This window comes from Staphylococcus sp. EG-SA-2, from assembly GCF_017152085.1.
On record NZ_JACYHC010000054.1, the window covers coordinates 1 to 8,680 of the forward strand.

General features: G+C 34.1%; 9 protein-coding genes. 2 read left to right on the forward strand and 7 right to left on the reverse strand.

Features of this window, described 5'->3' with window-relative positions; genetic code table 11:
* From IDG60_RS00405 to IDG60_RS00420, 4 genes are all read right to left on the reverse strand, one after another.
* Positions 1–791, reverse strand: a 791-nt coding sequence (locus IDG60_RS00405; protein WP_206160352.1) for an ABC transporter ATP-binding protein, incomplete at its 3' end; no start/stop codon positions are given.
* A 326-nt stretch (positions 792–1,117) separates the two neighbouring features.
* Entirely contained in the window at positions 1,118–1,237 is a 120-nt protein-coding gene (locus tag IDG60_RS00410; RefSeq protein ID WP_001789925.1) for a hypothetical protein, read from the reverse strand.
* A 79-nt stretch (positions 1,238–1,316) separates the two neighbouring features.
* Positions 1,317–1,457 (reverse strand): hypothetical protein, encoded by a 141-nt coding sequence (locus IDG60_RS00415; protein ID WP_001791736.1) that lies wholly within the window; start codon positions 1,455–1,457, stop codon positions 1,317–1,319.
* Positions 1,458–1,460: 3 nt separating this feature from the next.
* Positions 1,461–2,060, reverse strand: a complete 600-nt coding sequence (locus IDG60_RS00420) for a YdeI/OmpD-associated family protein (protein ID WP_001291515.1) — start codon at positions 2,058–2,060, stop codon at positions 1,461–1,463.
* 179 nt (positions 2,061–2,239) lie between these two features.
* Between IDG60_RS00420 and IDG60_RS00425 the strand changes: the two genes are divergently transcribed.
* Positions 2,240–3,877 (forward strand): APC family permease, encoded by a 1,638-nt coding sequence (locus IDG60_RS00425; protein ID WP_001030720.1) that lies wholly within the window; start codon positions 2,240–2,242, stop codon positions 3,875–3,877.
* Positions 3,878–4,185: 308 nt separating this feature from the next.
* Positions 4,186–5,538 carry a carboxylesterase family protein gene (locus tag IDG60_RS00430; protein WP_000700925.1) on the forward strand — a complete coding sequence of 451 codons (1,353 nt, stop codon included), beginning with the start codon at positions 4,186–4,188 and terminating at the stop codon, positions 5,536–5,538.
* Between the two features lie 61 nt (positions 5,539–5,599).
* On the opposite strand, the gene IDG60_RS00435 is transcribed toward IDG60_RS00430, so the two are convergent.
* The 3 genes from IDG60_RS00435 to IDG60_RS00445 form a co-directional block, all read right to left on the reverse strand.
* On the reverse strand, positions 5,600–6,787 hold the full coding sequence (locus tag IDG60_RS00435; RefSeq protein ID WP_000026189.1) for an MFS transporter: 1,188 nt from the start codon (positions 6,785–6,787) through the stop codon (positions 5,600–5,602).
* Positions 6,788–7,182: 395 nt separating this feature from the next.
* A complete protein-coding gene (locus IDG60_RS00440; protein ID WP_000072149.1) occupies positions 7,183–7,959 on the reverse strand; it encodes an ABC transporter permease in 777 nt (258 codons plus the stop codon).
* The gene (locus IDG60_RS00445; RefSeq protein ID WP_000923526.1) at positions 7,952–8,614 is read right to left on the reverse strand and encodes an ABC transporter ATP-binding protein; all 663 of its coding nucleotides are present in this window, start codon (positions 8,612–8,614) and stop codon (positions 7,952–7,954) included. Before IDG60_RS00445 ends, IDG60_RS00440 begins: the two co-directional genes overlap by 8 nt.
* Positions 8,615–8,680: the final 66 nt, after the last annotated feature.

The window sequence follows — 8,680 nt, forward strand, 5'->3', positions numbered from 1 at the left end:
TCTGCCTGTATCGTGATTGGTTTAATCATTACACCTTCTACAGTCTTGTCATTGGGACGGTCTTGAATCAGTCTATTTTGTCCTATAAAATCACGTACAAAATCATTTGCGGGATGTCTTAAAATATTGTCTGGTGTATCAAATTGCACCACCTTACCTTCTGACATAATACAAATTTTGTCTGCTAATTTAATCGCTTCATCCATATCATGTGTTACAAAGATAAACGTCTTGCCTAATTTTCGTTGTAACGTTTTAACTAAATCTTGTAACGTATCTCTCGTAATAGGATCCAATGCACCAAAAGGTTCATCCATTAAAATAATATCTTGTTCGGCCGCAAGTGCTCTTACGACACCGATACGTTGTTGTTGCCCACCTGATAGTTCTGCTGGATAACGCTCTAAAAATGACTCCGGTAAATCCACAAGTTTAATTAATTCCTTTGCACGTTTATCCTTTTCTTCTTTAGTCCATTTCAACAATTTGGGTACCAATACAATATTCTCTTTAATCGTCATATGAGGCATTAACCCAATTTGTTGAATAACATAACCAATGCTTCGACGCAATTCGACAGGATTCATACTCCGAACATCTTTACCATCAATTTCAATTTGTCCTTCTGTCGCTTCAATCATACGGTTTATCATTCTTAAAGCAGTCGTTTTACCACTTCCACTGGTTCCAATAAATGCGATAAATTCCCCAGATTGAATATCTAAAGAGATGTCATCTACTGCCTTTTTATTACCAGAATAAATTTTCGTTAAATGCTTAATACTTAACATAATCATTTCTCCTTCCTCATAAAAAATATGACGAATGATACGCATAAAATAAAAAGACCATTATCGCAATTGTTAAACAAATAGAGTCATAAGTTAAACAAGTACACATCATGGTCTTGATTATGTAGAATTTTATATTTTTCATCTGTAATGTGAATACTTAACAGTAAACGGCGCTATGTATGTTGAATTTCTACCGATTACTTTGTTTGCACATTCGTATATTCGACATTTAAAACTAACATACTCTATATGATGTTATTAAACATTATTATTTTATCTTTGGCAACTAAATAGATAACTCATATTTTTTAAAAGCGAATTTATTATCGCTCAATTGGTTGTTTTATAGCAAAAAAGTGTCGAAAATGTGAAATATTATTACAAAAGTCGAATTTTTGTAATAATGCACACGCATCCATTGTTACAGACGGACAACCGCCCATCCGCCACTCACAAAGTCATCCTTATATTTTAATATCTTCATCATTCATTGTAGACACCCTTGCCTTTTGCTAACATTTTCTACTCCCAAGCCTGTAACGGAATTCCAACGTCAAAGTGTTGCCCATGACAGACACACCTAAAAAAACAACCAACAGCATGAGCCATTGGTTGTTTCGTGTCATCTTGTATGTTGTTGTATAACCGGTATGCTTTACTCATTAATTACTTATCATGCATCCCTTTACCTTCTAGTATTTGGTTAATATACTTTTCAACACGCTTTTGTCTTGTTTCACTGCGTTTAGCTTGTCCAATATGATATATATATTGATGTTGTCTGCCTGGCGTTAATTTATAAAATGAAGACTCTAACTGTGGCATTTCTTCGAACTTAGCTTCTAACTCTTTAGGAATAACATATTCCTCTGTTTTCTTCATTTCAACTTTTTTACCAGCTTTTTCAGCTTTAATTGCTTCAGCTAGATAATATTTAATTTCTTCGCTACGTGCTTGAATCTCTGTTAAATTTTCAAATCGTAACTGACGAGCTGCTTGCACCTTTTCAGTCTGTTGAATGAGTGTATGATATTTATCCTCCAAAATGGCACCTTTATGAAATAATAGTGCAACATAATTTTTGAAGCCATGGATAAGTACTACATTTTTATTATTCAACGTGTAACAAGGATGCATCCATTTATACGCTTCCTCTAATTCTGTTTCATTAAAGATTAACGCTCTCAAATATTTATATTCTTCTTGCCATTGACTCTCTTTATTTAAAAATGCTTCAACTTGTTCATTTGATTGTTTCTCACTCATAGTCATCACTTCCATTTTGTTTTTCAATACACATTGTATTATATATCCTAATTTTATAAAAAACTAATTTTACAAATGCTTTTGCGTTCTTACAAAAAATGCATTTGACTATTATTATAATAAGCGTATAATTGTCGCATATTATTTTTTGTATTTTTGGCAATAACGAAGGAGTATTTATGAATAAAGACAAGCAATTGCACAACGACAAAATCAATCTATCCCAATTAGTCTTATTAGGGTTAGGCTCTTTAATAGGATCTGGTTGGCTATTTGGTGCGTGGGAAGCATCATCAATAGCTGGACCAGTAGCAATCATATCATGGGTTCTTGGATTCCTAGTCATTGGAACCATTGCCTATAACTACATTGAAATCGGCACAATGTTTCCTCAATCAGGTGGCATGAGTAACTATGCCCAGTATACACATGGCTCATTATTAGGCTTTATTGCTGCTTGGGCGAATTGGGTGTCTTTGGTGACAATAATACCTATCGAAGCTGTGTCAGCTGTTCAATATATGAGTTCTTGGCCGTGGCATTGGGCGAAACCAATGAGATATTTAATGGAAAATGGCTCTATTAGCACATACGGATTGCTAGCTGTATATCTCATCATTGTTATTTTTTCATTATTAAACTATTGGTCCGTAAAACTTTTAACATCATTTACGAGTTTAATTTCTGTATTTAAATTAGGCGTACCCATGTTAACCATCATCATGTTGATGTTATCAGGATTCGACACTTCAAATTACGGCCATTCGGCAAGCACATTTATGCCTTACGGAAGTGCACCGATTTTTGCTGCAACAACAGCATCAGGGATTATTTTTTCATTCAATTCATTCCAGACAATTATTAATATGGGTTCAGAAATTAAAAATCCTGAAAAAAATATCGCAAGAGGCATCGCTATTTCACTGTCAATCAGTGCAGTGTTGTACATCATTTTACAAAGTACGTTTATCACTTCTATGCCTCAATCAATGTTACAACATAGTGGATGGAATGGCATCAACTTCAATTCACCATTTGCAGATTTAGCTATCTTATTAGGAATTAATTGGCTCGCAATTTTACTATATATTGAAGCTTTTGTATCACCATTCGGTACTGGCGTGTCATTTGTCGCCGTTACAGGTCGAGTTTTACGAGCAATGGAGAAAAATGGACATATCCCTAAATTTCTTGGGAAGATGAATGAAAAATATCATATCCCACGTGTAGCAATCATCTTTAATGCCATCATTAGTATGATTATGGTTACATTATTTAGAGATTGGGGTACGCTAGCAGCAGTTATTTCTACTGCAACTTTAGTAGCCTATTTAACTGGCCCAACGACAGTGATTGCATTAAGAAAAATGGGACCAACAATGACTCGTCCATTTAGAGCAAAAATTTTAAAAGTAATGGCACCATTATCATTTGTATTAGCTTCATTAGCTATATATTGGGCAATGTGGCCAACAACGGCTGAAGTTATTTTAATCATTATACTTGGATTACCAATCTACTTCTTCTATGAATACCGTATGAATTGGCGTAATACAAAGAAACAAATTGGTGGTAGCTTATGGATTATTGTATATTTAATCGTGCTATCAATACTGTCATTTATAGGAAGCAAAGAATTTAAAGGCTTAAATATGATTCACTATCCATTTGACTTTATCGTTATTATTGTTGTGGCGCTTATATTCTATTACATCGGTACAACGAGTTCATTTGAAAGCGTCTATTTCCGTCGCGCAACACGAATCAATACAAAGATGCGCGAGTCACTAAATAATGAATCAAAGTCATCTCATTAAATATTTTAAAATGCAATGCCATATATGATTTCAACACACACACATTAACCAACCATTGATTTCAACATCTTGGTTGGTTTTTTATTTTGAAAATCGGTTATAAATAACTAACATAACAATGTGGCGAGAGTGATATTGTAATGAAATGTCACTGTAGAAGAACATCATATAATGCTGAAAATGGTTTGAGTTAAAACAGATATCAAGCTAGTCTGATTCAGTCACAAAATTGTCTTGTTATACTTGTCACCTATCATCTATAGACCGTGGTATGATTAAATTGGGGATGATAAAGGAGGTTAATAAATATGAAGATTAATACTACAGGTGGTCAAATTCATGGTATTACACAAGATGGTTTAGATATCTTCTTAGGCATTCCTTATGCAGAACCACCAGTTCATGACAATCGCTTTAAACATTCTACGTTAAAAACACAATGGTCAGAGCCAATTGATGCAACTGAAATACAACCCATCCCACCGCAACCAGACAACAAATTAGAAGATTTTTTCTCCTCACAATCTACAACTTTTACTGAACATGAAGACTGTTTATATCTAAATATTTGGAAACAACATAATGATCAGACGAAGAAACCTGTCATCATTTATTTTTATGGTGGTAGTTTTGAAAATGGTCATGGTACAGCCGAACTCTATCAACCGGCACATTTAGTACAAAATAACGACATTATCGTTATTACATGCAATTATCGTTTAGGCGCATTAGGATATTTAGACTGGTCATATTTTAATAAAGATTTTCATTCCAATAATGGACTTTCAGATCAAATCAATGTCATAAAATGGGTGCATCAATTTATTGAATCCTTTGGTGGCGACGCTAATAACATTACTTTAATGGGTCAGTCTGCAGGCAGTATGAGCATTTTGACTTTACTTAAAATACCTGACATTGAGCCATACTTCCATAAAGTCGTTCTACTAAGTGGCGCACTACGATTAGACACCCTTAAGAGTGCACGCAATAAAGCACAATATTTCCAAAAAATGATGCGCGATTATTTAGATACAGATGATGTTACATCATTATCGACAGATGATATTCTTATGCTGATGGCGAAGCTAAAACAATCTCGAGGACCTTCTAAAGGGCTTGATTTAATATATGCGCCTATTAAAACAGATTATATACAAAATGATTATCCAACAACGAAACCAATTTTTGCATGTTATACAAAAGATGAAGGCGATATTTATATTACTAGTGAACAGAAAAAATTATCGCCGCAACGCTTTATCGACATTATGGAATTAAATGATATTCCTTTAAAATACGAAGATGTTCAGACTGCGAAGCAACAATCTTTAGCGATTACACATTGTTATTTCAAACAGCCGATGAAGCAATTTTTACAACATCTTAATATACAAGATTCAAACGCACAACTATGGCTTGCTGAATTTGCATGGCATGATACTTCTAGCGCACACTATCGCAGTGCTTACCATATTCTAGATATGGTATTTTGGTTCGGAAACTTACAAATATTAGCAGCACATCAATATCCAACAACTGCTCACCTTAAATTTTTAAGTCGACAAATGCAAAATGATTTAGCTAATTTTGCTAAAAGCGGTAAAATGCCTTGGCCGATGTATCATAATGAACGTCGCTATTATCGCACATATCAATAACGTTATCGCATCTAAAAAAGCACACCTGAATTTGATAGCAGGCGTGCTTTTCATATGAGAATTATGATGATTTAAATGTTTTAGCATAATGATTATTTTTCAATGTGAAAACAACGATTAATCCTAATGCGCCAATGATGGCACTCGTATACGTGATAGCTTGAACAGAAACATGTGTCATGACCAAGCCTCCAATAATGCCGCCAACACCAATACCAGCGTTTAAACTAGACATGTTCCAACTCATTACTTGGCTTGTGTCGCCTTCAACATGTTGAATCACACCGCTTTGCACTGCTGGATTAGTACTCCATTGCATGATATTCCAAATAAATAGTCCTGCTAACAATAGACCTGAACCAGGTAAGATTAAATTCATAAGTAACATCATAACGATAAAAATAGAAACAGAAATCATTAACCAACGCTTACTTGTAATTTTATCGGAGAATATACCACCCAATGATGTTCCAATAACGCCAGCGATTCCATTTACTAGAAGTGCTAATGAAACGAATGACATATCATGACCATTAGATAAAATAAGTGGATTTATAAAGACGAATGTCACTGAGTTTGCAATCAATACTAAAAACGTAATAATTAAATATTTTGCTACTTCAGCAGGTCTTAATATTTTCGAAGTAACATGATTTTCATGAGATGGTGCCTCATGATTCACAGGGCCTCGTTGTATTTCCTGATCCTTCGGTAAATAGATCATCATCAAGAAGCCAACAATAATACTCACAATAATTAAGAATAGAAATGTATAGCGCCAACCTACTAAATCGCCGATAACCGTTCCAATTGGTACACCAAAAACATTGGCCCCACTAAACCCTGTATAGACAAGTCCAATCATTTTGCCACGATTTTTAGGTGCTGATAACATCGCTGTAATAGCTAATACTTTTACGATAATTAGTGCTGCTGCTGCAGATGAGATAATTCTACCAACTACTAATATTGAAAAATTTGGCGCTACAGCAATAATGCCATTACCAATGATAAATATAAGTAATGTCCATAATAATACAGGCCTTGATGAAAAACGGTTCGTTAATTTAACCAGAATAGGTCCACATATCGCAAATGTTAAAGCGTACATTGTCACTAATTGACCAACGACAGCTTCTGATACATGTAAGTCCTGACTCATCAAGTTCATAATTCCTGCAACCATCATTTCAACCATTCCTACGATAAAAATACTTAAAATGAATGTAAATAGTCGCATGATTGACATTTTAAAACTCCTTTCAAACAAAATTTCCGATATTCATTTCCCTTAGAATAACGATTTATTAAAAAATGTGTGCAACACAATTTTATATATAACCGTTCTATTATATAATATTTTGCTTTAATTTTCTGTGCTTAAATGGAAAATTATTGAAATTGTTTTTCAGTATTTGAAAAATTAACACAAGTATGTCATTTAATAATTATGTATAATTACTTCAGTTTCAACAATGTCTTCAAAAAAGCACGCACGCTTTATATGTCAGAACAGATAACTGACTACAAAGTATGCGTGCCTTTATGAATATTTTCGCTGTGTTAATGAATAGCGATACTATATGTGCGCGTCACTTCATTTCCAATTAAAACTAATGCCTAAATCTGATGCAGTAAAATCTATCATGATTCACTCTTAACATCCGTATTTCGTGCTACTAATTGATGTCTTGCATTGAAAAATTGACCATAGCTTAAATATGTCGCAATCAAAGCAGACATAATGGTCGCAGTTGTATGAATAAACACGACTAACAATTGAAATTTAATCGCTTGTAAAGGTGGTACGCCACCAATAATTAAGCCTGTCATCATACCAGGAATCGACACAAGCCCATATGTTTTAACCGAATCAATTGTTGGCACTATAGCTAAACGAATACTTTCACGTATTGCACCTTTAGAAGCCAATTTAGGTGTAGCTGCAAGTGATAATTTAGATTCAATATTAGTACCATCTTGTACGAATGCACGATCTAAATTCTGGTAAGCTAAATTAATTGCAATCAAGCCATTATTTGCAAGCATGCCGCCGATAGGTATAACTTCATTGGCTGTAAAATGAATTGCCCCTGTAGCTACAGTACCTGCAAGTGGTAATGCTGTTCCAATGAAGATAGCTAGAAATGATATCCAAAACACATGATGCATCACTGGTGATGCTCGACTAATTGTATTCCATGATGCATTAATAATAATGACCAATACACATAAAATAAGCAGCCATTTATCGTTTATTTTAAAAATATAATGCAGCAAAAATCCCAAAATGATTAATTGCACCACTGCGCGTAGTGTCGCAACAATTAAATCTTTAATAATATGTAAACCTTCTTTATATGAAATGATAATCGGAATGACTAAAAGCAATGCCGTCAATCCAAGTGCCGTATTACTCATGTTGATTCAACTCCTCAACCTTAGAAATTTTGCCATCAACAATCGTTATGCGCTTTTGAAAATGTCTCATACTTTGATCATCACTATGGGTAATCCACATGATAGCAACATCCTGTTCCACTAACTTAAAAATGATATTTTCTATCTTTTCTTTATTATTAACGTCTAATGCACTGGTCGATTCATCTAATAAAAGAATATCCGGTGTATACATCAGTTGGCGCGCTATAGCAATTCTTTGCCGCTCACCACCCGACATATTTTCCACTTCCGAACTTAATTGATAATGTCCCAAACCGACATCTTTAATTAATTGCTTTGCACGTTTTCTATCAAATTTATCATTACGTGCAAGTGATGGGAATATCATGTTATCTTCAATCGTTTCACCAAACAAGTCACTTTGCTGCATCAAATAACTGATTCGTTGACGCAATTCTTCCGGGTCATAATCATTATAGGGTTTACCTTTAAAATAAAGTTCTCCACTAGTTGGACTAATCAAATTACATATTTGCTTTTGAAATGTACTTTTACCACTACCTGATGGACCTATAATGGCAATACTCTCGCCTTTATCTACTTTTAGACTGATATGATCTAGTATGATTCTATCGCTCGCTTTATACACTAAATCTTTAATTTCTAACAACATTTGCACCGCTCCTCATGTAATATATCAGGTATATTATTCCCGTTTTTTTGGTTTTTAGTGCAATTA